Below are 23,253 nucleotides of genomic sequence, written 5' to 3' on the forward strand. Positions count from 1 at the left end.
ACTGAGATTATTGCGTCTCCAACGAGTCTGTTCGACCCTGACGCAGGACGCCACTTCCCTATGAATAAACCCCGTCGGAACCGCTGACTAATTCATCAAGAGGTATCGATGCAAGCCTAGCAGATTCCCAAGGCACTTTGTTATATTCAAGGTAAACAATTTAAAAAAGCGTTAATTTTCTGTCGTAAAAAGCGATACTTGAGTATCTTAACAAGACACTTAATGTTCAGTAAGCTTCTCATTTTGCATCGGGCCGTTTTGGTATAGGCATGGAAAAATTATACGAGTACACACGCCTTAGCGAACTGCCGGCTTTAAACACTAACCTTAAACTGTTCAAAGCAGTGGCTACTTCCGGTGAGCCTGTTTTTATTAAACAACAGCAAAACCCGGGACTCTCGAACGCATTACCAAACACCGAGCTCCCCCAATTCAGTTTCAGCCCAACCCTGCGAGCTAGCTTTATTGAGGCTGGTTATTACCACGAAGTATTATCCGCTCCGGCCAATTATCTGGATCTTTGGCAATTTAGTGCCCGATTAGCCAAGCAGGATATAGGCGAACGGCTACAAGCCATGCTGAGCTTGGCCTACGCCCTGCAAGAAATTCATAGTCATAAGCTTATCTGTGGTTATCTGAACCCCCGTTCGTTGTATTGGTCGGGAACGGAGAAGCAGCTTAGCATTATCGATCTTGGTCACCCCAGTATTGTCAGCCAGGTCAGCCACCATGGCCCGAAATCTCAACCCGATATTAACCAGCTCAGGGCGATGGCCCCCGAAACCACGGGACGGGTAAACTGTCCGATGGACAACCGCTCCGATCTGTATTCGTTGGGTGCCCTTTGCTATTTTCTGGCTGCGGATCAATTTCCCTTTGAAACAGAGGATGGCATTGAATTAATCCACGCCCATATCGCTTCCACACCACCTTCGTTGCGAGAGCTCAACCCTGCGTTGCCGCCGCAGCTTTGTAAGCTCATCACGCGCTTGCTGAACAAAAACCCGAATGATCGCTATGGCGATATCCGTGGTGTGGTTGACGATCTAGAGCGATGCACAACCTTGTGGCAACAATCCGCCAGCATTCCGGCGTTTCCATTGTCTGTCGCCTTAGGTAGCCAACGTTTGCATTTCTCAAGCAAACTTTATGGTCGGGATGCACAAATTGGGCAACTGCTGAACGCCTTTCAACAAGTCCAAGTGCAACGCAGCAGTCGCTTGCTGTGCCTGAAGGGCTATTCCGGTATCGGTAAGTCCGCCATTGTTGAACAGCTAGATCATCCCAAATTGCTGAAAAACGCCTACTTTATCAGAGGTAAATGCGAGCAATATCAGCGCGACGGTTTGTTTGGCGCCGTGCTGGAGGCACTCTCAGAGTTGGCCGAGCAATTACTGCTGGAAAATGCCCAGCAATTAGCGCACTGGCAGCAAAGTCTTAAAGTGGCGGCCGGCGACGACGCTTATCTGCTCAGCGCTTTTATGCCGCAGTGGCAACCTATTACAGGCTCGACCAATAATGGATTAGCCAACGATTATCAGGACGCCAGATTCAGCAAACTACTGGTACGAATTTTTAAGCTATTTGCGCAACAGCAACGACCGTTGGTGGTATTCCTGGATGATATGCAATGGACCGACACTGCCAGCCTGAAATTGTTGGAAGAGTTATTTAAAGACAAACAAATAGATAATCTGCTTGTGATACTGGCTTACCGTGACAATGAAGTCACGGGGACACATCCCCTACTACATAGCCTGCAAAAAATTGCTGAACTAGGAGGCCACACAGAGCAGATGCAGGTCAGTGCCCTACCGACCGAGATGATCACCGAGTTACTGGCCGATACATTAGATCAGTCCCAGGATGCACTTGCTCCACTGGCAGCGCTGTTGATGCGAAAGACCAACGGCAACCCCTTCTTTGTTCGTCAATTCTTACTCGCCCTGCACGATCAGGCTTTGCTGACGCGTGATAACAACGGGCAGTGGTGTTGGAACATTGCAGATATTGAGCAACAAAAAATCACCGACAATCTGGTCGAACTAACCACGCAGCGCTTTGCTCGACTCTCTCCCAGCAGCAAGTCGCTCTTGGGTATTGCCGCCCTGCTAGGCAGTTCCAGCCAATGTGATTTACTGGCAACCCTTTTAGATTTTTCTGCGCAGGAGATGGAGAACCATATCGCCCAAATTGTCGACGAGGGCATAATGACCGCCTTTACTGACAGCAAAGGCACGCAAATTGTCAGTGTACGCTTCAATCATGATCGGCTTCAGCAGGCCGCGTTTAAGCTCAATGACAGCCAAGCCAGACGCCAAATCCACCTGGCCATAGGGAGCTACTACTTAGACCACTATTCCGATAGTCAGCAAGCCGACCAGGTGTTGGAATTTGTCGGCCACCTGAATGCGGCCTCCGACCTGTATCTGCAAGATAAAGACAAATTGTCGCTGGCAACATTTAATTTATGGGCTGGGGAGAAAGCTTTGGCGGCTAATGCTTACGCCGCCGCGCGGGATTATCTGGAGTTGGCCACGAGTTTTCTGGAAGAAAGCGACTGGCCCCAACATTATAAACTGTGTTTTAGAACCAACCTGGCCATGGCCAGCAGTTTTTATCTGACTCAGGCCTATGAAGAAGCCAGTCACTTATGTCAGAACCTACTCGAAAAGGTCAAAGGGTTAACCGACAAGCTGCGGGTTACTAAATTACAACTGCTGATTTTATTCGGACAAAACCAGTTAGCTGCCGTTTATCAGTTGGGGGCACAGGTACTGATCGAGGCCGGCTTCGATATCCGAGATCCAAGCGGTATTGGCGCACGTTATCTGGATTTAGAGCAGCATTATGATAAGCATAATATTCAGGCGCTGCTAAGCAACCCGCCTCTGACAGACGAAGCATTGCAACTTGCCATCGAAGCACTGAATGTCATCTCTACCGCCGCCTTTATTCTTGGCCCGGAGCACTACCTGATGGTGACCCACGCCATGGTTGAACTAAGTGTCAGACAAGGCAACTCGGCACCGGCGAGCCGGGCCTATGGCTCCCATGCTATTATTCTGTGCGGTGCATTTGGCCAATTTCAGCAAGCCCTGCAATTTGCCAACCTGGCCATTGAGGTTGACCAGCAATATCAACATCGCTACACCCCGGAAGTGCAGTTTCAAAAAGCGGCCGCAGTGCTCCCTTGGGTGGCTCCGTTAAGTGAAAGCCTGGAAAGGCTGGAGAGTAATATTTATCTGGCGATGGATGACGCCAATATTGAGTTTGCCGTGCATTCTGCTCTGTTTTACAGCTTCTACCTGTGTTTAAGCGGCGCTCCGCTGGACAGGGTAATCAGCCAAATGGACAAGTATGCGCGTTTCATCGCAGATAAGCGCATACCTTACAATCTTGAATTTATCGACCTATGGCGCCAGTGCGTAATGAACTTAGGCAGCGAAGAAGGCCAGCCACTGCATTTATGTGGCAGCGCCTTTGACGAGACTAAGCAAGTTGAGGTGTTAGAGCAGACGCAAAACCTGACCATCTTGTTCTGCTATCACAGTGCTAAGTTAATTCTGGCCTATCTGCATGACGATCTGGCCATGGCCACCGAGCACTACAGCGCGGCAGAGCCCCTCGCTTCCGTGGCATTTTCGCTTTATCACCAGACCGAGTTTCATTTATTTGCCGCCCTGCTGGCCGCCAGACTGAGCCAGAACAAAGATGACGAGTGGTATCAGGTCTTAACCAGCAAACGAGCATTATTAAGCAACTGGGCTGACAGCGCGCCTGACAATCACTTACATAAAGTCATGCTGCTGGATGCCGAGTTGGCTAGGTTAGACCACCAAGCAGGTGGATGGCAGAAGTATCAGACCGCCATTATCGCCGCGCAACAAGCGGGTTTTCTACAGCATCAAGCTATCGCAGAAGAGCGCTACGCCGACTATTGGGCACAGATGGGTAACCAGGATTTTGCCAAGCAGCAACAAGCCAACGCATATCAAAGTTATCAGCTTTGGGGCGCTAAAAGTAAAACCCAGCATATGCGCCTGCGTCTTGGCAATGCGGTAACCACTGACATAGGCAACACGCAGCATAGTGATGATTTGGATTTAGCCTCTATTCTCAAGGCCTCCGAAACCCTCAGCGGTAAAGTCAATCTGCGGGCTTATCTGGATAAAATGATCCATATCATTGTCGAAAATGCCGGCGCTCAATCGGGTAGCTTGCTGTTTGTCGATGATGAGGGGGTACTGAAAAGTCGTGCCGGTTATCCTGAACTTAGAGGCCAGGATGAACTTCCGCAGAGTTTGTTAACGCTGGTCAGCCGAACGCTTAAACCCAAGTTGGTGAATGATCTCAGCCAGGCTGGCAGTCTGGCCCGCGATCCTTACTTACAGCGCAGACGCCCACAGTCGCTGTTGTGTATTCCGGTGATTGTCACCGGTAGTTACCGGGGTATTTTGTATCTGGAACACTTCAGCATGACAGGCGCCTTCCCGTTCGACAGGGTCAACGTGTTGCAACTGTTGGCCAATCAAACTGCCGTGATGTTCGATAACACCCGCCTTTACCATAAGGTCATAGAAGCCAACCGCAATCTGGAACGAAAAGTTCAACAACGCACCGCCGAGCTTGCCGCCTCGAAGCTTAAAGCTGAAGAGGCCACACAGGCCAAGTCCTCCTTCCTGGCGAAAATGAGTCACGAAATCAGGACTCCCATCAATGCCGTTATCGGTCTGAGCCGGCTGGCCATAAAAACCGAACTGAATAACGAGCAACTGGATTACATCAACAATATTCAGGAATCCGGTGAGACGCTGTTGAGTCTGGTTAACGATATTCTCGACTTTTCGAAGATTGAAGCCGGCAAGATGAGCATTGAGCATTGCAGTTTTTCTCTGCAGAAACTGCTGCAACGAAGTATTAACCTCAATGCATTTCGTGCCCATAGTAAGGGCTTGGAGTTATTGTGTGACGTGGACCGCGACTTGCCCGATGTACTGATGGGGGACCCACTCAGAATTCAGCAGATATTGGTTAACTTGCTCAGCAATGCCATCAAGTTTACCGAACAAGGTCTAATTCACTTGCATGTGACGGGGCAACCCGAGGGTGAAGACAAGCTGCAACTACACATCAGTGTGCGGGACACCGGCATAGGGATGAGCGAAGAGCAACAAAGTCGGCTGTTTCAATCCTTTACCCAAGCCGACGATTCGGTCACCCGTAAATACGGAGGTAGCGGCTTAGGGCTGGCCATCAGTAAACAATTATGTGAATTAATGGATGGCCAGATTTGGCTCGACAGTGAACTGGGTAAAGGCTCAACCTTTCACGTTAACCTACCGCTAAGCCGTTCCAGTCAGTCCGAAGTCCAGCCATTATTTAGCGCCAAGCGCATGGCGCAAATGCGAATACTGGTGGTCGACGATGTCCCCCTGGCCAGAAAACTACTGGTGGATCTGTTAAAAGAGCTAGGTATCGAGGCGGATCAGGCTGATAGCGGTGCCCAAGCCATCGAGATGGTTCGCCAGGCTGCGGATGAACAGCAACATTATCATACGATATTGATGGACTGGCGCATGCCTCACATGGACGGTATTGAAGCATCCAGGCACATACAACAGCTAGGCCTGACAGATTCACCTCGCATCTTAATGGTAACCGCTTACGATAAACAAGATGCCAGAAAGCAGCTCGGTGACACCCGGATTATTCAGTTTTTAGAAAAACCCGTTAACCATTCGACCTTGGTGGATGCGCTGACCAATGTGTTGGCCGGTCAACGCCGAACGCATGAACCAGAGTTACAAAAGGAACCGATAGGGATCCCGGATTTAAGTCGTTACCATCTTCTACTGGTAGAAGACAATGCCATTAACCGTCAGGTTGCGGTTGGCTTATTGAAAGACACTGGAATAAAAATAGACACCGCCGAGAATGGTTTGGTGGCCTTAGAGAAGCTGCAAAAGCAGCCTTTCGATCTGGTCTTGATGGATATACAGATGCCTCATATGGATGGCCTGACAGCCACCAACCTGATCCGCCACCAATTAAAACTCGCCGAACTCCCGGTGGTGGCCATGACCGCCCATGTTATGGAGGCCGACCGGCAAAAAAGTCTCGAAGTGGGAATGAACGAGCATATCTGTAAACCTTTGGATCCAGATATTCTCTTTCAGGTACTGGTTAACCAACTTCAAGCCGAAAACCAGGTGCCGTCAGTCAGCGAGTCTGTGCCACAACAATCCTACGACGCACCAGAGCTAAAACAGATTGCACGCATAAAAGCCTTAAACAGCAGAAAAGCCATAGACAATATGAGCGGTAAGTCGCAGTTGTACCTTAGCCTGCTGCATGACTTTTATTTTGAACAACAGGAAACCGCGCTGCAGTTACAGCAATTGATGTTAACCGGCAAGCTGGACGAGCTGCTTCGCTTAGTGCATTCATTAAAATCAACCTCGGCCTATATCGGAGCCTTTGACATATCCAAACGCTGTGGAGAAGTGGAAAACTTGCTGCTTAAAAACAGCTGTGATGAAAAAGCACTCTCTACGATTTGTCATCTGCTGGAACAGTTGCTGGACGAGCTTAGTCCGTTATACGCCATGCAACGGGATGATGAAATGGTGAGTCAATTTAATGCGGAGCAATTTAAGCAGGAATTAAACCTTTTGCTACCGCTACTACAGCAATCCGACTTTGCCGCAGAGCAGAATCTGGCCAAGCTAATAAGCCTGGCGCAGGATACGCCCTTTGCCGAGCAGATAGCCAGCATCAATCAACGCGTTGGCGACATTGAATACGAAAAGGCCGCCAGTATGGCTGGACAGCTAATCGAGCAATTAAACAAAGGTTGATACCACAGCGCGGCTTAATTTTAGCGACTGACTATCCGAAAGTCGTGCCAACAAAAGTGTTAAATTATTGCGCACGGCATGATTGTTTTTTATGCTTGCCGGATAAGGATAACAATAAATAATAATGACAGAGGGAACGCCGATGAAAAAAGGTCGTCTTACAATTGCCGGGTGCGGTCTACATCCTGGCCATATGACCTTGGAAACACAAAGCCTGATCCAGACGGCTGAAGTGGTTCTTCTGGTTGCCCCAAACCCGTTATCCATCCAGCATATTTTGCAGCTCAACCCCAATACCGAACATCTGGGTCGGTTCTATACTATGGGTTTCTCCCGACCAGAGATCTACCAGCAAATGGCCAAACGGATTATCGAGCTGGTAAAGCAGGATAAGGATGTCTGCACCGTATTTTATGGCCACCCCGGGGTATTTGTCTCTTCAACACGTATGGCCAGTCGAGCGCTAGCCCCCTTAGGCTATGAGATAAAGATGCTCCCTGGTATTTCTGCGGATGCTTGTTTGTATGCCGACCTGGATCTTGATCCTGCCGATACCGGCAGCCAGTCCTATGAGTCGACACACTTCCTGCTAACCCACCGCAAAGTAGACAGCAGCGCCGCCTTAATATTATGGCAACTTGGCCTAACCGGTGAGCACAGTATGGAAGATTTTAAGCCAGGCGAGCAAGGCTTAGCAGCACTTACCCGCTTGCTGCTGCAGGATTATCCAGCTGACCATCGAGTATGCTTGTATGAGGCGCCGATATTTCCTGGCTATGAGCCGAAAAAAGACTGGGTAGCTTTGTCAGCATTGCCAAATGCAGAGGTCAATACAGTTACCACCCTTTATGTGCCTGCCTGCAGACCTGCCGAATTTGCCGCAGACCGCCTGAGCTGGCTAGGTCTGACGGAACAGGATATTCATCATTGGGATGAGTATGAAGCAGTAGAAAGTGAAATCTAAACCATAACAACAAAAGGAAAACCTTATGGATAACCTGAGTCGTTTCTACATTGAGCTGGCTACTAACGCCGGAAAGTTGAATGCCTTCAATTCTGGTAGCAATGCCGCTGAGTTAGCGGCTAATCGTCGACGCTTGCTGGCGGATGCAGGAGTTGAAGATGCTGAACAATTTCTATCGATGGATAGCGAAACCTTACGCCAAAAAATGGCTAAGGCCTTGATACTTAATACGAAGGACTGGCAAGGTTTAGAAAAAACAGCCGGAAATAAAGACAATAAGTCAAATATCGTAGTTAAGAACGCGCACAGAAATAATTAACTTTCATGGGTCGATCATTTACTTTCATTATTCTGTTTTTCCTTTGCCAAATCTTGGCCTTTGGGCTAATGGCGCATGAAGGTGAATCATCGACCCTTTCTACCATTACTCGAACTGATGGCATCTGGTTTGCAACTGAAGTCGAACGGCTGGCTAGACAGTCACCAAATGAAAGCATAACTGTTGCCCAACAAGCGGCGGCGTTCTTCAAACAACACCCACAGCCCAGGCTAGAAGGAAGAGTGTTAAACGCGACATCCTATGCCTATTATTTTCTCGGCAAGTACGACTTATCCATGGAGCATGCCAAGAAAGCCGAGTATTTTGCCAAGAAACACAATGTTGATGATGTGCTGGCCAGGGCCTATATGCTGCAGGGCAATGTGCTGCAAACAATATCGGACTACCAAAATTCCATTTCAAAATATCAGCAAGCCGTTCTTATCTATTCCCAATTAGGCAACGATGAGTTCCTAGGATACTGCTACAACAACATGGCCAATACTTATGAAAGAGCAGGCAATTACTCCATTGCTCTTGAGTACTATGAAAAATACAAAGATTTAGCCACGGATGACAGCGGCCACGCTAGTGCGGATTTAGGGATAGGCGATGTACTGTTAGCCCAAAAAAAGATACCCGAGGCTTTGAACGCGTATCAGAGGGCCCTTGAACAGTATACAAAGGAAGAAGATAAACTAGGGATTGCATTCGCCATGAATGCCATTGGAGAAGCGCTGGTTGAAAAAGGCGAATATAACAAAGCCCTGACAATGTTTGAGCAAGTGCTGGCATCGATCAATGAAAGTCACCTTGAGTACATCAAAGTCCCTACCATGCATCGTATGGCCAGGTCCCTCAATTACCTGGGAGTTTATGGGGATGCTGAGCATTGGGTATCTGAAGCCATTACCCTAGCCAGTACACTAGGTGAGAAATCCGAACTAGCCATAAGCTATCAGACCCAATCAGAGATCTTTGAAGCGCAAGGAAAGGACAAGCAAGCACTAGCAGCATTGAGAACCTCCAGAACCCTGCAAAGCGAATTTAATAGTGAGTTAGCACGCACTAAGCTCACGGTAATGAAAGCCTTGTTCGAAAGCGAAGCAAAAGAGGCGCAGATTGCAGAACTAGAAGAACAAAACCGTCTTTTAAACCTGCAACGGGAGATCAGTCAAAAACGCAGTGAGAACGCTTGGTTAACGGCAGCTTTGCTGTTTTTTATGTTGGGCTTTCTGGCGCTCTGGTCCATGTATATGCAACGAGAGAAGAGCCGCCTGGCAAGACTCAGCAAGCAACTGAGTATCGCTCGTCATCAAGCAGAAGCCGCCACTGAAGCAAAGTCTGCATTTCTGGCCAGAATGAGCCATGAGCTTCGCACCCCTATCAATGCAATTACCGGTTTGAGTCGCTTAGCACTAGAAACGCGCTCAACCAACGAACAACGCAGCCATCTCCTGAATGTACTGGATGCCGGAGAAATCCTGTTACGGCTGGTCGATGATATTTTGGATTTCTCTCGCATAGAAGCAGGCAAACTGGCCATCGAAGTTATTCCCTTCGCGCCCCGAGAACTGGTTAAATGTGCGCAAAACATGCAAATGCTGCAAGCCAGGGCCAAGGGACTGAAACTAAAAGAGAAAATTTCACCCGACCTGCCAGCGCAATTATTAGGCGATCCCTGGCGAATCAAACAGATACTAATCAATCTCGTCAGCAATGCTGTGAAATTCACCGAAAGCGGCCAGGTCACCATCGAACTTAGTGCTCGCCCATTACCGGACAATCCAGAGTTAGTGATACTCGAAGGGGCGGTCAGTGACACCGGCATAGGCCTGAGTCAGGATCAACAGGATGCACTTTTCCAAAGCTTTAGCCAAGCTGATGACTCCATCACCCGAAGATACGGCGGAACAGGCTTGGGACTGGCGATTTGTAAACAACTCTGCGACTTAATGCATGGCAAAATTTGGGTAGAAAGCGCAGCTGGGCAAGGTGCTACCTTCAGATTTTCCTTACCGCTAAAACCAATGCAGGAAACTCCCTTAGAAGCGAAAGAGCTCACCAGCGAGCCAACCATCCCCGATTGGTCAGAATATCGTCTACTGCTGGTGGAAGACAATGACGTCAATCGTCAGGTGGCCTTAGGTATTCTAAAGAAAACCGGCATTGATGTGGTGGTAGCAGAAAATGGCCAACAAGCCATTAGCAAGCTTCAGAGTGAATTTTTCGATGCCGTCTTAATGGATATTCAAATGCCCGTTATGGATGGTCTGACCGCCGCAGTGATTATTCGTCAGGATATGGAGTTACAGATACCTATTATTGCCATGACCGCTCATGCCATGGAAGTCGACCGCCAAAAGAGCTTAAAGGCGGGCATGAATGGACATCTGTCCAAGCCGTTTGACCACGGCAGCTTGTTTAGCATCTTGGCAGAACATCTTCCCACCGAGCGTACTGTAGCCATAGCAGAGGTACCAAGCGATAATCTTCAAGGCTGGCAAAATGAACAGTTTGCAGGATTGGATGTGCAGCAGTCCATTATCCGGTTAGGGGGCAACGCAGAGCTCTATCGAACCTTGCTCTGCTCTTTCTACCGTGACCAACAAAACACTCCCCTACAATTGCGTCAGCATGTGGCTGATGCGCAATTCAACGTGCTGTTCAGGCTGGTTCATTCACTCAAATCATCCAGCGCGTATATTGGCGCCCTTGGCATATCAGCTCAGTGCAGTACACTGGAACCTATATTGGAGCATGGCCCTTGTGATCGAAGAGCCGTGTTGGCTATCGCCGACGATTTGGAAACCTTGCTGACAGCCCTGGCACCTATGTTGAAAGAACAAAGCGAGCAGCAAGCACCGACATCAGATGTCGATCTCATGGAAGAACTACGGCAAGTTTTAGATTTGCTGAAACAATCTGACTTTACCGTCGAAGACAAACTAGCCGTGCTGATAAATATGATGGAAGGCAGCCCCTTTGCTGAACGCCTAGCTGAGGTTGCTCAAAAGGTGGAAGAAGTAGAATACGAGCGAGCCGCAACGTTAACCAAGGCCCTACTGAAAGAACTACAGGGACAGGAAAATATCAACACTGACAGAGTGATGAACTCTTAATTTTTGGACCCGAACACATGTTGGCGAAACAGCGGGTGCTGATCATCGATGATGAAAAGACCAATCTAAAAATACTCAGCGACATACTGCGTGATGAAGTCGAAATCGTGTTGGCCAAGAACGGACCGCAGGGAATACGTAAAGCCGGCGAATTTGCACCCGATCTCATTCTACTGGATGTGGTAATGCAGGATATGGATGGCTTTGAAGTTATCAACCATCTCAAACATGATGCTGCAACCTGCGCAATCCCGGTTATATTTATTACATCACTGGGCGATGTCAGTCACGAAGAAAAGGGGTTGCTGCTCGGCGCCTGCGATTATATCCAGAAGCCCTTTCATGCCGCCGTGGTATTGGCCAGAATAAAACTGCATTTGCAGCTAGCCCGGCAGCGGGTAATGTTGGAAAAACTGGCTAATATTGATCCATTGACCTCCGTTGCTAATCGGCGTCGCTATAACGAAGTCATGCATCGAGAGTGGCGCGTCGCCATGCGAAATAAGTCAGAGTTGTCACTGGTCATGGTGGATATTGATAACTTTAAACAATTCAATGATCGCCACGGGCACGCCATCGGCGACAAGATATTGCAAGAAGTCGCCATGCAACTCACGGCGCAGTTAAAGCGTCCCAGAGATCTCGTTGCTCGATACGGTGGTGAGGAATTCGTGATTCTACTGCCGGAAATCAATAAAAAAGGCAGTATGGATGTGATGGAAAGTTGTCGTAGGGCCATAGAGACCCTGCAGTTGGAAAAACCATACAGCGATGCCAAGCATAAGGTCACGGTTAGTATTGGTGGCGTGACTTGCCAGCCAAGCATGAATACACGACCAGAGGATGCGTTAAAACTGGCGGACGATATGCTCTACCTGGCGAAGCACCAGGGCAAGAACAGAGTATTGTGGTTTGGCGAAGAACAGGGAGTGATCCAGCATGACAACAGCTCGCCCAACGGTACTGTTGGTTGATGATGAAAAGGCCAACCTGAGACTACTGAGCGACTTTCTTCGCCAGGATACCGGCATTATTCTGGCCCAAAACGGCAACCAGGCCGTTGAAAAAGCTATTGCTTTGCAGCCGGACCTTATTCTGCTGGATATACTGATGCCAGGCATGGATGGCTTCGACACCCTACGCACTCTTAAGTCCATCCCCTCCACCCAAGATATCCCTATCATCTTCATTACCGGTCTGGATAACCCCGAAAAAGAACAAGAAGGCCTTCGCTTAGGCGCGCAGGACTATATTCACAAGCCTTTCAATATTGACGTGGTGAAAGCCCGTATTGCAACGCAACTTGAGATAGTGCGGCAGCGTCGAGTGTTGCAAGAATTATCACAGGATCTGAGCCGCGCCAGCGAGGCAAAAAGTCGCTTTCTCGCCAATATGAGCCATGAGATCCGTACTCCACTAACCAGTATCATCGGCTATGCCGAGGCCTTGCTAGCCGATGAGTTCAAGGGTGATGAAAAACAAGCGGTTCAGGCCATTTGCGTGAGTGGCAAGCATCTGTTGGCCCTGCTTAACGACGTCTTGGATTTGTCCAAAATTGAAGCAGGGAAAATGGAGATAACCTTACTGCCAGTGAATTTTCCCGCGTTGATTGACGAAGTCCAGACACTAGTTGAAGACAGTGCACGGAAAAAACAATTGGCTTTCGCCATCCAACTGAGTGATGCACTGCCCAACCAAATCCTCACCGATCCGGTACGCCTCAAGCAAATACTGGTTAATCTGCTTTCCAACGCAATCAAATTTACTAAGCAAGGTAAGGTCAGCCTGGAGGTTGGCGCCGACGCTGAACAATTATATTTCAAAGTCAAAGACACAGGACCGGGGATTGATAAAAAGCGCCAGGCTGAGCTATTTGCGCCCTTTACTCAGGGCGACTCCTCTATCACGCGAGAATTTGGCGGTACTGGCCTGGGCCTGAGTATTTCTGCTCAGTTGGCCAGTAAACTTTCTGGCCGGATTAGCCTGGAGAGTGAACCTGGCGCAGGAAGCTGCTTCACACTATTTATCCAGCTTAAGCAAGTCGAGCAAACCATTGTCAATGTCGAACCTCAAGAGCATAAAGACATGCTGCGCGGTAAAATTTTGCTGGCCGAGGATTCCACAGAAAGCAGGCAGTTACTGACCCGAATGCTACAAAGCCAAGGGTTGGAAGTAAAAGCCGTGGAAAATGGCCAACAACTCATGGAAGCGGCGATGGCAGAGGAGTTTGACCTGATATTTACCGATATCAACATGCCCGTCATGGATGGCCTGCAAGCACTCAAACTGCTACGCGCCGTGGGCGTTGGCACCCCCATCGTCGCACTCACCGCCAATGTAATGAGCGAAGACATTCAAACCTATCTGCAAACGGGTTTTTCCGACCATCTCTCCAAGCCCATAGACCGCCAGAAGTTCGCCCGGCTGTTACAGCAGTATCTTCCCGGTATATCCAGCCCAAAAGAATTGGTTATGCCAAATGATGAAATGCGCCAGTTGATGGCGCAATTTGTACGCGGCTTACCAGCCCATTTACGCGCTATACAGCAAGCCTATCAGCAAAACAATGTGTCACAGTTGGAACAGCTGGCGCATAAACTCAGAGGCACCGCAGCACTGTTTCAGTTTAAACAGATTAGCGAGATGGCCAGGCAACTGGAAAATCATCTCCCCATAGAGAAGCTCCCCCTGGCACTCGATGAACTCAGATCCGAAGTCGAGAAACTGATTGCCAATACCGATAGTTTACCCACAGATTGATGCTAGGAGTGTGTTATGTCATACCAGGAAATGACGGCCCTGATTGTTGATGACGATGCCGATGTCAGAGCCTTTCTTCGTACCGCCCTGAGAAGTATGTTTGATTGCAATCTGCTTGAAGCCTCTTGTGGTGATACGGCGGTAGGCATCTATGAGAAAAACCATGCAGATATTGTCTTCTTAGACATCCAGATGCCAGGAAAAGACGGCTTAGCCATTCTGTCCGAACTGAAACAGCTGGATGCCAACGTCAAAGTCGTTATGGTCAGCGCCCATGGCAGTATGGACTATGTCACTGAAGCCATTAAACTGGGTGCATCAGGATTTATTCTGAAACCCTTTCATTTGCAGAAAATTAAAGCCATTGTTGATAAACTTCTTGGCGCGACTGCCTGAACCAGACTGACACGCAGCAGCAGAACACCTACATATCGACCAGGGACAATGGAGTTGCGCGTGCACAGTTTATTAAAAGCCGGCATTTTGGCAGTACTGCTGATAACAGGGATGGTGTCAGCCACGCCTACATCAGGATTGACCCAGTTAGAGGTTCCTTTTGGAAAGTGGCAAAGCCTGATTAAATCAGACCCTGACCAACTGCTTAAGATTCTGGCCGCTCAACCGCCCATGTCAGGGCAAACACAAGTGCAATATCATTTGCTCAAGAGTCAGGCATACGCCGCTTTAATCATGGCGGAGCAATCTATTTTAGAAGCACAAACTGGCCTAGCCCTGATAACCCCCTATCAACAACCCTGGCTTTACCATCAGTTACATTTGAGTATGGCATTCGCCCAGGATTTAAACGGAACACCAGCCAAGGGGTTGGATAAAACCAATGAGGCCATAGTATGGGCAGAGTCTCACAACCACCTTCCCCTCCTTCTGGAAGCGCTGATGACCAGGGGGCTTCTGCTGACCAGTCTGAGCGACTATATCGCGGCGATGGCAGACTTACAGCGTGCATATAACCTGGCCCCAGAACATGATGCATGGGTTGTAAAAGCCGATTTAGCCGGCTCAATAGCCTTAGTATACGAATACCGAAGGGAAGACGCTTTGGCCCTGCCCTACTTCGCCGAAGCCGTAGAATATTACCGGGAACAACAAAGCTGGATAAGTCTGAGCATTTACTTGTATGGCTTAGGACGCGCCAATAAGAATACCGGCAATCCCGAGCTAGGGAGAGCTCAACTGCAGGAATCCGCCGATCTGTCCCGGCGTATAAATGACAACCAAGGCGTCGCCTATGCCCTAAAAGAGCTGGCAGGACTAGACTGGCGAAGCGGCAAGCATGAACTGGCCAAACAATCCGCATTACAGGCCCTGGTTTTATTTGAACAAGGCCAAAATGCCTACATGCTGCTAGATAGCGCCTTGTTGCTTTCACGTATCTATTTGTCGGAACAGCAAACCAAGTTAGCCACAGAATACTTGCAACAAGCCAGGCAAACACTGAATCCAGACAGTATGCCACTACAGGAAATCGCCCTGAACGAACAAGCTGCCAGGATTATGGCTGCTAGTGGTCAATATCAACAAGCTTATGAAGCATTAGCCCAGACTAATACTAAGCACCAAGTGCTACTTGCCAAGCAAAGCACAGAGCAGCTTCATCAGTTGCGCAGTCGTTATGAACTCGAAGCGCAAGCTCAACAGAATGAATTATTGGAAGCTCAAAATCAGCTGCAACTCGCGCAATTGGCCAATCAGCAACGCAGCAACCGGCTTCTGCAGGTATTGTTTATCAGCTTAAGCTTTATCCTCTGTCTGTTGCTTATTTTATTTCACCGTCAACGACTGCATAAACAGGCCTTACAGCAATTGGCCGACACAGATGCCCTGACCGGTTTATTAAACAGACGTAAAACCCTTGAGTTGCTTCAGTTACAGGCAGATTTGGCCAAACGCCATCAGGTGGATTTCTGCGTCGCACTGGTTGACCTGGACCACTTCAAGAAAATCAATGACAGTTTGGGTCATCAAGGAGGGGATCAGGTGCTCAAACACTTTGCCAAACTTTGCACTCAAACCTTACGGCACACGGATATTATCGGCCGCATAGGGGGCGAGGAATTCCTGATTGCCTTACCTCATACCAATGCCGAAGATGCCGCTTCACTATTAGAGAGGCTGAGAAAACGCTGTGAAGGGATCGCCGACATTATGCAGCTTGACGAACTTCAGGTTTCCATCTCCATTGGCCTGGTAAGCAATAAACCACCGCGCAGCGCCATTGAGTTGCTGGCCAGGGCAGATAAAATCCTTTATTCAGCCAAAGATGCCGGACGCAACAGATTGGTTATTGATAAAGCGGCCTGATGCTGCTCCGCGGCCATTAACGCGCCCACAACTATTAGCCAAGGGCCAAGATACTTTTGTAGCTGGCGATCTTATCGCCCGTGGCGTCGTATTTACGCTCCTCGCGGGCGGCGCGCTCGGCAGCCTCACGAATCAACTCTTCGAGCATCTTTTTCAGGTCATCCAGCTTTTGCTCCATAACATTCAGTTCATCCTGCTGTTTGGCGCTTAGCGGGCCCTTCGCTTTCATGGCGTCAATGGCATCCTCAAGCTCTTTAATCTTGTCTTTCAACTCATCAATTTTTTCTTTATCAATGCCCAGTCTTTTAGCCAACATATTGTCCAGCATCGACGCCATAAAGGCCTGTTGTTTAGACTGTTCCGTCAATGACACCTGATCGTCATTGCTGTTGGCTGAAACGACTTGCCGCGCTGCGGCAACAGTTGGGCTGGCATTTGCCGCCGCGGCACCGCCCTGAAGTGGATAAGTACTGGTGTTTATCTGCATCACTGCATCCTGCAGGTTACTCTAGCTGTTGTAGAGCAAATCAAATGCCAGATTCAATCTAACTGGTATTGGTTTTTCAACTTATGCAGCAGGCCCTGCGCCTTGAGTAGCTCAATTCGCTGGTTCAGCCTTTGCACCAACTGTGCATCGGCATGGGTGTTTAACGCCAGATGGTTGCCTATAGAGCGCTTTGGTAACGCTAACGCTGGGGTGAGTAGTTCGGCACCATAACCTGCCTCTCTGGCCATAAAGGGCATGGTTATATCAGAGCCTGGAATCAGTTCCACCCTGCCCAAAAACAACATGTTGTAGGTATCAGAAATATGTGTAACGGGAAACAATAATTCCCCTTCATTCATGCCAAGGGCTAACAGACGTTGATGCCATTCACCATTTCGGACCACAGCAATACGTAAACTCAGCGCATCATTCAGCGTACTAAGTTGTACTTCATCATTTTGCTTAAGGCGGTAAAAGTAGGGTTGGGACGATAACAGCGGCCCCACCCACTTAAACTGGGTTTCGCGATGAATATTACGCGGTAAGGTAAGCAAGGCTGTGTTGGGAGTGTCCTGAACCAACTTGACCGCTCTGGCCCAATTTACCCGCTCGACACGATAGTTAACGCCTTCCTGTTCCAGCGCCTGACGCACCAACTCGTAATTGATGCCGCGTGGTTCCCCCTCTTCCATATAATGGTAGGGCTCAAGGTTCTGAGTATAAATAACCAGTTCGGGGAGGGCCTGTGCCTGCGCACATAGCAGCGCCAGAAACAGGCTACAGATACACTTCATACGTCCACTGTGATTGAAGAGTGACTAGGCAAACACAGTAGCACAGTGATCTGACATCGCGCCACTGCCAGACGATAACCTATCTTTTGCAGTGAGCCTCGGCTAATTGCTTCCGCAAAACCGCAGTATCAGTAACTTGCCACCCCTGCAGGTTTTTCCGGATCAGCGTCGACAGCGCTTGAATATGTCCCGGTTCAGCATTGAGTGCCGCGATATACTGATAACTTTCGCCACCCGCCTCGAGAAAATAATCACGATTTTCCACGCCAATTTCTTCTATGGTTTCCAGGCAGTCTGCGGAAAACCCCGGGCAAACAACCTGCACCGACTTCACCCCCTCGGATGGCAGGGCCTTTAGGGTCTCATCAGTATAAGGTTTCAACCATTCTTCACGTCCAAACCGTGACTGAAATGCAGTGAGGTACTGATTTTTCTCCAGCCCCAACTGTTCTGCCACCAGTCTGGATGTTTTCAGACATTGGCAATGATAAGGGTCACCGTTGTCAAGATAACGCTGCGGTATCCCATGATAGGAAAACAGTAAACGCTCGGCCCGACCATGGGTTTGCCAATGCGCCTGAATGGACTCGGCCAGCGCCTTTATGTAGCCGTCATCGTCATGGTAGTGGCTGACAAAACGTACCTCTGGCATCCAGCGGCGTTGCCGTAAGCACTGACTGAGTGCATCAAAGGTTGAAGCGGTAGTGGACGCGCAATACTGAGGATATAGGGGTACAACCAGCAACTTGCGCACCCCTTGATCCAACATGCGGTTCACCACAGTGTCGATAGAAGGATTACCGTAGCGCATAGCAAAATCCAGCACCAGATTATCCCCCCACTCTTGAGCTAATACCTGACGCAGCCCCTGGGCTTGATCTTCGGTGTGAAACAACAGCGGTGAGCCCCGCTGTGTCCACACCGTCTGATAAGCATGGGCACTGCGAGCAGGACGAATGTTAAGGATGACCATATTCAGCACTAACCACCACAGCCAACGCGGAGCTTCAACCACACGAGGGTCAGATAGAAACTCTCGCAGGTAGCGCTTTAAAGCCGGTTTAGTCGGTGCATCTGGGGTGCCCAGATTAGTGATCAACACCCCGATTTTGTCGGCTTGCTCATGGCGAAAACTGTCACTGTTGCGATAACGCATACGGCATCCTTAATCACTTAGCTCAGGGTGTGTAATAAGTCGGCGCACCAGGCCCTACCGGCATACCCAGTACAAACACCCACAGATAGAACAATACCGTCCAACCCACGAAAAAGATCATTGAATAAGGCAACATAGTGGCAACCAATGTACCTATACCCAGATTTTTCTGATAACGGCTGGCAACGGCCAGAATTAAGCCAAAGTAGCTCATCATGGGTGTAATCAGGTTAGTCACCGAGTCACCGATACGATACGCCGCCTGAATCACCTCAGGTGCAAAGCCAACCAACATCAACATAGGCACAAATATGGGTGCGGTTACCGCCCACTGTGCAGAAGAACTGCCCAGCGACAAATTCACCAAGGCACACATCAGAATAAAGACGACAAACACTTCCGGACCGTCCAGTCCCAGCGCCGTCAGTAAGGCCGCGCCTTTAACCGCTAATACTGTGCCCAGATTAGTCCAATTGAAAAAGGCCACAAACTGCGCGGCAAAGAACACCAGTACAATGTACATTCCCAGCGTACTCATACCTTGAGACATGGCATTAATCACATCTTTGTCATTCTTCATGCAGCCGACGGTTTTACCGTATACAAAGCCTGGAATAGCGAAAGTGACAAAAATAAAGGCCACAATTCCCTTAAGGAAAGGGGAGCCTTTTAGACCACCTGTTTCAGGGTGCAGCAGTACACCGCCAAACTGCGGAATAATAGTAAGACATAACACCGCGCACACGGCCAGCAAGGCCAGGCCAGCATTTCGCAGACCACGTCGCTCCACCTCGGTCAGCGCCTGCATCTCGGTTCTTTCCAGATTAGCGTCGGCTTGGGAGGCGTCAAACTTACCCAGACGGGGTTCAACGATTTTTTCGGTAATCACAGCGCCTAAAATCGCAATCATAAAGACGCTGACAAACATAAAGAAGTAGTTAGCCTCGGGACCCACCACATATTCGGGATCGATCATCTTCGCAGCTTCAGTGGTTAAACCCGCCAGTAAGGGATCGATAGTACCTAAAAATAAGTTAGCGCTATACCCGCCGGATACCCCGGCAAACGCGGCGGCCAGCCCGGCCAATGGATGACGCCCCAAGGAATGGAAGATCATCGCGGCCATAGGGATCAACACCACATAGCCTAATTCTGACGCGGTATTAGATAAAATACCGGCAAACACCACAGTAAAAGTCACTAAACGAGCTGGTGCTTTCAGCACCAATCCACGCATCGCGGCTGACAACAAACCAGAATGCTCCGCCACTGCAACACCAAGCAGTGCCACCAGCACAGTGCCCAGAGGGGCAAAGCCGGTAAAGTTAGTTACCAAACCTGTCACTATGCGTTGTAATCCCTCTGCACTGAGCAAAGAGATAACTTCAATCATGCCGTCCGGATCGCGGCCGGCCGCATCCAGAGGCCGAGGATCAGGTACGCTGACTTCAAAATAGCCAAGGATTCCACTTAACAATATGATAAATAAAGAAAAGCAGGCAAATAGAGTAATAGGGTGTGGAAGCAAGTTACCCAGCCATTCCACGGTGCCGAGAAAACGGTTGAACCAACCGTCTTTGATCTGCTCCTTATTGGCGGAGCTATTGGTATTTTCTGCTAGCAAAGGATGTCCTCGCAGGTTCTGTCTAAAAGGTGAAACGCGCATAGTCTAGCAAAAAACCAGCCAAAGTCAGAATTTGACGTAAGAGCCTTATTTTGTGAGGCTTTTTGGCCTCTAAAACGCCGTTGTACTCAATAGTTAAAACATCCAGATGTGTATCCCATCTAACCTATACATAGGTTAGAGGACCAATACCTGCCAATAGGTCTGACTTGTTCGAAAATACCTTTAAGACCCTTGTTTTCAATCATTTAGACCAACAATTCCTGCCGGTAATGGCAGGCTTCCAGGCACGCCATCATTAAATGATACATGGACGTTGCCGGTGCCTGCTGAGCCACGGGTTGGTTGTTGTCATTCAATCGCTCAATATAAAAACCCGGCACCGCACTACACAAATGTTGCTTAAACAATGCATCAATAGCCTCGGCGGCAGCCTGCTCGGCTCCGGGCCAGCCATGTCGGGCCTGGGCCAGATGCGCTTTAATCAGCTCAGTCACTGTCCACAAACGTTTGGCGCCTTTGCTCACACGGCCAAGGTTGTCCACCTCATCATACAATAAGCCGTTGCTATCCAGACCAAACTGCAAGCCGCGCGTATACAGAACCCGGCAATATTCGTCCACCGGGGCACCAGTAAATTGCTGGTACCGACGCAACAACCACACCCATTCCATATGATGACCAGGCTCTACCGCCTGTCCTTCAGCAAAACTCAAAGGGCGCAGGTCCTGCTGGAAGTATTCATAAAGCACGCCGTGACGATGATCAAAAAAGCACAGTTCAAACAAACTGAATATCTCGGCGGCTCTGGCCAGCCATTTAGCGTCTTTGCTGGCTTCATACCAGGCAAGAAAGGCTTCAAATAAATGCATATGCGGGTTCTGACGACGTGTACCGCCCAGGCTACCTTCCAGCCAGCCTGCTGGCTTTCCCTTAAACTGCTTATCCAGCAATGAAAGCAGCTGGTCAGCCCGCACTTTTGCCTGCATATCGCCCAACACGCTGAACTGATAAGCCCAAGCCAGTAAAAAGAACGCACAGTCGTAAGTATCCAAACTGTCATCCACCACTTGATGGGCAGCATCCAACTTAAACACATAAGCACCTGGGTATGTTGGATGCTGGGCATAAGTGTCCAGATACCGCTGAATGCCCTCTACCACCTCACGACCTTGGGGGCACCAGCCTTGCTGATGGGCCGCGGCGAAGGTAAACATCTGACGTGCCTGCACTCTGGTGCGCCTGTCCGGTGCAAAAGCGCCCCGGCCATCTTCATTCATACATTCGGCACTGGCCCCAGAGGAGGCTTCAATACCCTGTTGTTGCCAAAGTGGCAATGCATACGTTTGCATCCAGTAGGCAAATTTCTCAGTAGCTTGTATAAGAGGGGCATTGCTTGTCATTGTATGAAGATCCGGCCATTGGCGATGGGCAGATGATATTGAACGCCAGCCGGGTTGCAACCGCTTTTAAGGGCCAAAGTGAATACCAAAGCACAACAACAAGGATTATGGGGCCTAAGTAAACCGCTTTTACTAGAGCAGGCTTTACAATTCAGTGTGCCGTTAATGGATACTCTGTTTCTGGCCATATTGAGTGACGCCGCGGCCTCCGCTGCCGGTGCCCTGGCCCCGGTACTGTTTCTGTGTGGAAATATTATCTGGGTGACCGTATTTGCTGGTGCCAGTATCGCCAATCAACGCCTCGGTGCCGGCAACCAGGAAAAAGCCAAGGCCACCATCTGGATCTATGCCTTGTGGTCCATATTGCTCGGTATGCTGATTGCCCTGGGGCTGTATATCGCTACGCCCTGGATCACCAACGTTATGGGACTAAGTGGCGATATTGGCGCCAATGCCAACGATTATCTGCACATCGCCGCCATGCTGGTGATTGTCTGGGCCGTAAAAGGGGTCTGTCACTCCATCTTGAATATGCATGGTTTACCGGGCTGGAATCTGCTGGCTAACCTGATCTACTTCCTGGCTAATCTGGCCGGCAATGCCATTGTGGTGTACCAACTCTTTGGCTTGCCCGCCTATGGCATTATGGGCGTAGCCTGGGCCAGCGTTATTGCCTCCAGCCTTGGAGTGTTGGTCAGCCTCACCGCTATTACTTTTAACGTGTCGCTAAAGATAACACTCTCACAATTCACCCAGAATTTTTCCAACGTTACTCAGAATCTGCTGCGGATTGCCGCCCCCAGCGCTATCGAACCCCTGTCCTTTGATATCAATATGGTGATACTCAATAGCATGGCCGCAAAACTGGGCGCACTGGCGCTAGCGGCCAAGGTTTACACCTTCAATACCTTTATGCTGGGCTTGATAATCTCGGTGGCGCTAACCACCGCTACGCAAATTTTAGTCACTCAAAAAGTGGGGGCCGGGCAATTACAAAAAGCCGACCAACAGTTACGGCGCAGTCTTCGCATTGCCTTGCTGGGAACTGGCCTGACTGCCGCTTTATTGGTCACATTAAACCAATCCATCATGCAGCTATACACTCAGGATGAATGGTTACTGGCGGGCGCATTCTGGTGGTTCCTGCTAGCGGGTTTGTCTGAACCAGGGCGTACAGTGAATATCATGACTGGCCTGAATCTGAGGGCCACAGGTGATGGCTGGTATATCTCCGCTGTGGGTTTGTTGTTTACCTGGCTGGTTGCCCTGCCTTTGGCTTACCTATTGGCCTTTGTGCTGAAGTTGGGGTTGTTGGGGCTACTGATTTCCGCGGTGGTGGATGAGTCAGGGCGCGCCTTATTGTTTTACCGGCGCTGGCGACAACAACGTTGGCATCACTCGCATATCCATGCGCGGGAAGCCCGCCAACGCTAGCCATCGGT

Annotated in this window: 14 protein-coding genes; 9 read left to right on the forward strand and 5 right to left on the reverse strand. The window is 49.4% G+C overall.

Annotated features, from left to right (window positions below; genetic code table 11):
* Positions 1-269 precede the first annotated feature (269 nt).
* The 8 genes from IEX02_RS02030 (at position 270) to IEX02_RS02065 (ending at position 16,347) form a co-directional block, all read left to right on the forward strand.
* The gene (locus tag IEX02_RS02030; protein WP_188689542.1) at positions 270-6,860 is read left to right on the forward strand and encodes an ATP-binding hybrid sensor histidine kinase/response regulator; all 6,591 of its coding nucleotides are present in this window, start codon (positions 270-272) and stop codon (positions 6,858-6,860) included.
* 142 nt (positions 6,861-7,002) lie between these two features.
* Positions 7,003-7,824, forward strand: coding sequence for an SAM-dependent methyltransferase (locus IEX02_RS02035; RefSeq protein ID WP_188689545.1), 822 nt, complete (start codon positions 7,003-7,005; stop codon positions 7,822-7,824).
* Positions 7,825-7,849: 25 nt separating this feature from the next.
* Positions 7,850-8,143 carry a hypothetical protein gene (locus IEX02_RS02040; protein WP_188689547.1) on the forward strand — a complete coding sequence of 98 codons (294 nt, stop codon included), beginning with the start codon at positions 7,850-7,852 and terminating at the stop codon, positions 8,141-8,143.
* A gap of 242 nt (positions 8,144-8,385) precedes the next feature.
* Positions 8,386-11,265 (forward strand): tetratricopeptide repeat protein, encoded by a 2,880-nt coding sequence (locus IEX02_RS02045; protein WP_188689550.1) that lies wholly within the window; start codon positions 8,386-8,388, stop codon positions 11,263-11,265.
* Positions 11,266-11,282: 17 nt separating this feature from the next.
* Positions 11,283-12,239, forward strand: coding sequence for a GGDEF domain-containing response regulator (locus IEX02_RS02050; protein WP_188689553.1), 957 nt, complete (start codon positions 11,283-11,285; stop codon positions 12,237-12,239).
* The gene (locus IEX02_RS02055; RefSeq protein ID WP_188689556.1) at positions 12,205-14,025 is read left to right on the forward strand and encodes a hybrid sensor histidine kinase/response regulator; all 1,821 of its coding nucleotides are present in this window, start codon (positions 12,205-12,207) and stop codon (positions 14,023-14,025) included. The genes IEX02_RS02050 and IEX02_RS02055 overlap by 35 nt, the downstream gene beginning before the upstream one ends.
* A gap of 15 nt (positions 14,026-14,040) precedes the next feature.
* A complete protein-coding gene (locus IEX02_RS02060) occupies positions 14,041-14,421 on the forward strand; it encodes a response regulator (protein WP_188689561.1) in 381 nt (126 codons plus the stop codon).
* A gap of 60 nt (positions 14,422-14,481) precedes the next feature.
* Positions 14,482-16,347 (forward strand): GGDEF domain-containing protein, encoded by a 1,866-nt coding sequence (locus IEX02_RS02065; protein ID WP_188689564.1) that lies wholly within the window; start codon positions 14,482-14,484, stop codon positions 16,345-16,347.
* A 34-nt stretch (positions 16,348-16,381) separates the two neighbouring features.
* Here IEX02_RS02065 and IEX02_RS02070 read toward each other — a convergent pair whose 3' ends face one another.
* The 5 genes from IEX02_RS02070 to IEX02_RS02090 form a co-directional block, all read right to left on the reverse strand.
* Positions 16,382-16,834 (reverse strand): hypothetical protein, encoded by a 453-nt coding sequence (locus IEX02_RS02070; protein WP_188689567.1) that lies wholly within the window; start codon positions 16,832-16,834, stop codon positions 16,382-16,384.
* Positions 16,835-16,887: 53 nt separating this feature from the next.
* Positions 16,888-17,628, reverse strand: coding sequence for a substrate-binding periplasmic protein (locus IEX02_RS02075; protein WP_188689568.1), 741 nt, complete (start codon positions 17,626-17,628; stop codon positions 16,888-16,890).
* Positions 17,629-17,707: 79 nt separating this feature from the next.
* On the reverse strand, positions 17,708-18,784 hold the full coding sequence (hemH, locus tag IEX02_RS02080) for a ferrochelatase (RefSeq protein ID WP_188689571.1): 1,077 nt from the start codon (positions 18,782-18,784) through the stop codon (positions 17,708-17,710).
* 22 nt (positions 18,785-18,806) lie between these two features.
* Entirely contained in the window at positions 18,807-20,408 is a 1,602-nt protein-coding gene (locus IEX02_RS02085) for an AbgT family transporter (RefSeq protein WP_308422477.1), read from the reverse strand.
* A 248-nt stretch (positions 20,409-20,656) separates the two neighbouring features.
* Positions 20,657-21,811 (reverse strand): AGE family epimerase/isomerase, encoded by a 1,155-nt coding sequence (locus IEX02_RS02090; RefSeq protein WP_188689577.1) that lies wholly within the window; start codon positions 21,809-21,811, stop codon positions 20,657-20,659.
* A 78-nt stretch (positions 21,812-21,889) separates the two neighbouring features.
* Here IEX02_RS02090 and IEX02_RS02095 point away from each other — a divergent pair, with 78 nt between their 5' ends.
* Complete coding sequence (locus IEX02_RS02095) at positions 21,890-23,245, forward strand: MATE family efflux transporter (RefSeq protein ID WP_188689580.1); 1,356 nt, start codon at positions 21,890-21,892, stop codon at positions 23,243-23,245.
* Positions 23,246-23,253 lie beyond the last annotated feature (8 nt).

The organism is Bowmanella pacifica, from assembly GCF_014645355.1.
Lineage (GTDB): Bacteria > Pseudomonadota > Gammaproteobacteria > Enterobacterales > Alteromonadaceae > Bowmanella > Bowmanella pacifica.

Coding starts and splice junctions, on each gene's coding strand:
- IEX02_RS02030 (WP_188689542.1), top strand. CDS start 270: ATGGAAAAATTATACGAGTACACACGCCTTAGCGAACTGCCGGCTTTA.
- IEX02_RS02035 (WP_188689545.1), top strand. CDS start 7,003: ATGAAAAAAGGTCGTCTTACAATTGCCGGGTGCGGTCTACATCCTGGC.
- IEX02_RS02040 (WP_188689547.1), top strand. CDS start 7,850: ATGGATAACCTGAGTCGTTTCTACATTGAGCTGGCTACTAACGCCGGA.
- IEX02_RS02050 (WP_188689553.1), top strand. CDS start 11,283: ATGTTGGCGAAACAGCGGGTGCTGATCATCGATGATGAAAAGACCAAT.
- IEX02_RS02055 (WP_188689556.1), top strand. CDS start 12,205: ATGACAACAGCTCGCCCAACGGTACTGTTGGTTGATGATGAAAAGGCC.
- IEX02_RS02060 (WP_188689561.1), top strand. CDS start 14,041: ATGTCATACCAGGAAATGACGGCCCTGATTGTTGATGACGATGCCGAT.
- IEX02_RS02070 (WP_188689567.1), bottom strand. CDS start 16,834: ATGCAGATAAACACCAGTACTTATCCACTTCAGGGCGGTGCCGCGGCG.
- IEX02_RS02075 (WP_188689568.1), bottom strand. CDS start 17,628: ATGAAGTGTATCTGTAGCCTGTTTCTGGCGCTGCTATGTGCGCAGGCA.
- hemH (WP_188689571.1), bottom strand. CDS start 18,784: ATGCGTTATCGCAACAGTGACAGTTTTCGCCATGAGCAAGCCGACAAA.
- IEX02_RS02090 (WP_188689577.1), bottom strand. CDS start 21,811: ATGACAAGCAATGCCCCTCTTATACAAGCTACTGAGAAATTTGCCTAC.